Source organism: Halobacillus sp. BBL2006 (assembly GCF_000786645.1).
Classification (GTDB): Bacteria; Bacillota; Bacilli; order Bacillales; family Halobacillaceae; genus Halobacillus.
In genome coordinates, this window is sequence record NZ_JRNX01000664.1 from 1 (window position 1) to 2,788 (window position 2,788).

The window sequence follows — 2,788 nt, forward strand, 5'->3', positions numbered from 1 at the left end:
GTTCGGATCATCAGAGGCAATAATTACACGGCGGATGCCTGCATCAATCACAGCTTTCGCACACGGTGGTGTACTGCCATAGTGGCTGCACGGTTCCAATGTGACAAAAATTTCCGCTTCTTTTGCTTTATCTCCAGCCATTTGAAGTGCATACACTTCGGCGTGAGCTTCACCAGCCTTTACGTGAACACCTAGACCGACGACTTGATTGTCCTTCACAACAACAGCTGCTACAGCTGGATTGGGACTCGTCTGTCCTACTGTTTCTTTTGCCATTTGTATGGCCATCGCCATATATCTTTCATCACGATCTTCCATCTCCTTCACCTCCTAATTCAAAAAAATAACCCTGAAGAAGACATACTTCTCCAGGGTCTGTTTATACGTAAAATTGTGTTCATCGAATAAAGGGTACACGTATTGCTAACTGTACCTTATTTACGTTCTCCACATCCTTCTCCCATCCAGACTTTAACTGTCGGCTTTGGAATCTACACCAAATCAGGAGGAATGGTGTTTGACACTCACTCCCCGTCGCGGGCTCGGAACTATTCGCTCATTACCGCCGGCTGGGATTTTCACCCGACCCCGAAGGATTCAATATTCTTTTGTACTACTAATATATATGAAATGCGTTAAACTCGCAATTCATTAGGTTCGGTATTGTCAAATGGAACAAAATCAGCTACGATGTAAATAATTAAAGAAACCGTTTGCACAAATCGTTATCAAATATAACTTAAATTCTTGGATAGACTATTTTAGTTTAAGTTGAATAGTAATATAAATTGCGCAATCGATTGCATTATTAACACGTAAATTCTGTGAATTCAGTCTTTTCGTGTACAATGTAAATAAGGAGATCAACGTGAGAACGAATAATAATATGTTCACATCTCAAAAAGGGAAAGAGGGATTTCAGTGAAGCGAGTATGGTGGAAAGAAGCAATAGGATATCAAGTGTATCCTCGAAGTTTCCAAGATTCAAACGGGGATGGGATCGGGGATCTTCAAGGAATGATTGACCGGCTGGATTATATAAAAGAACTGGGCATTGATTTCATTTGGATTTGTCCAATGTACAAGTCCCCTAAAGACGACAACGGTTATGACATTTCTGATTATCAGGATATTCTTGAAGAGTTTGGCACAATGGAGGATTTCAACCGTTTACTAAAAGAAATTCATAAACGGGATATGAAATTGATCATCGATTTAGTATTAAACCACACAAGTGATGAGCACCCATGGTTCATTGAATCCAGAAAGTCGAAAGATAATCCAAAGCGTGACTGGTACATTTGGCGGGACGGAAAAAAAGGAAAGGAACCGAATAACTGGGAAAGTATCTTTGAAGGGTCCGCATGGGAGTATGACGAGCAGACAGATCAATATTACCTCCATGTTTTCTCAACCAAACAGCCCGATTTGAACTGGGAAAACGAAGAAGTTCGCGAAGAGCTTTACAGTACCGTCAACTGGTGGCTGGATAAAGGAATTGATGGTTTTCGAATCGATGCCATCAGCCATATTAAAAAGCGCCCGGGTCTTCCTGACATGCCAAACCCTGATAAAGAAGACTATGTTTCCTCGTTTGACATGCACATGAACCAGGAAGGCATTCACAAATTCTTAAAGGAATTTAAGGACAAGACGTACGCCAATTATGAAGTCATGACAGTTGGCGAGGCAAATGGGGTCAGTGCAGATGAAGCCGACTTGTGGGTCGGTGAAAACGGGAAAATGGATATGATTTTTCAATTCGAACATTTGGATCTATGGGATAAAGATGCCGAACAGCAACTGGATATTGTGGCACTAAAAGAAACTCTTACTCGCTGGCAAAAGGCGTTGGAATCCGATGGCTGGAATGCTCTATTTATTGAGAACCATGACAAAGCGCGTGTTGTTTCTACATGGGGAAATGATGAAGAGTATTGGCGTGAAAGTGCTACATCCTTAGGAACGATGTACTTCTTCATGCAAGGCACCCCATACATTTATCAAGGCCAAGAAATAGGCATGACTAACGTGGCCTTTCCATCGATCGAAGACTATGATGATGTTGCAGCTAAGAATTTATATAAAAAGAAGAAGGCTCAGGGTCTAAAGCATGATGAGATTATGGAAATCCTATGGACAACGTCAAGAGACAACAGCCGAACGCCTATGCAATGGAGCAGCGAAACCAACGCCGGCTTCACAAGCGGTACCCCATGGATGAAGATCAATCCTAATTTTTCCGAAATCAATGTGGAGGATCAGCGTACTAATCCTGACTCTATTTTGAATCACTACAAACAAATGATTGAGTTAAAGAAAAAGTACGATCTGTTTACTTACGGCATTTATGATTTACTATTGAAAGATGATCCTCAAATCTATGCCTACACTCGTACCTTGGACAATCAGGTTGCACTAATCATTACCAACTTAACCGATAAAGAAGCCGACTTCGAGTCGATGTATGAGCTATCCAGCAAGGATTTAATTTTAGAGAATTATGAAACGGAAGACCACGAAGATATTACGAGCTTTACGTTAAAGCCATTCGAAGCAAGGGTGTATCTACTAGAAAAATAATCATAAGAGCGTGGACCCTGCCAGGTTCATGCTCTATTTTTATGGCTGAATAAGTAAAAGAACTCTTTAAATACGTTTGATCAATTTTGCGATCAGTTTGTCTTATAATAACTTCTCTCAAAAAATGTTACTCAACAAACGCGCAGGATTATGGAAGACTCGATCCCGAGATGTTTATGTAGTTTTAGGGTCGTTGGGGAAGGGC

General features: G+C 41.0%; 2 protein-coding genes and 1 riboswitch. Of the genes, one reads left to right on the forward strand and one right to left on the reverse strand.

What is annotated here, in order from left to right; translation table 11 throughout:
* The coding region (locus tag LD39_RS17945; protein WP_035551066.1) for a bifunctional diaminohydroxyphosphoribosylaminopyrimidine deaminase/5-amino-6-(5-phosphoribosylamino)uracil reductase RibD at positions 1 to 318 on the reverse strand (318 nt) is incomplete at its 3' end.
* A 130-nt stretch (positions 319 to 448) separates the two neighbouring features.
* Positions 449 to 600: riboswitch (FMN riboswitch) on the reverse strand.
* Between the two features lie 321 nt (positions 601 to 921).
* Between LD39_RS17945 and LD39_RS17950 the strand changes: the two genes are divergently transcribed.
* Positions 922 to 2,583, forward strand: coding sequence for an alpha-glucosidase (locus LD39_RS17950; RefSeq protein WP_035551069.1), 1,662 nt, complete (start codon positions 922 to 924; stop codon positions 2,581 to 2,583).
* Positions 2,584 to 2,788 lie beyond the last annotated feature (205 nt).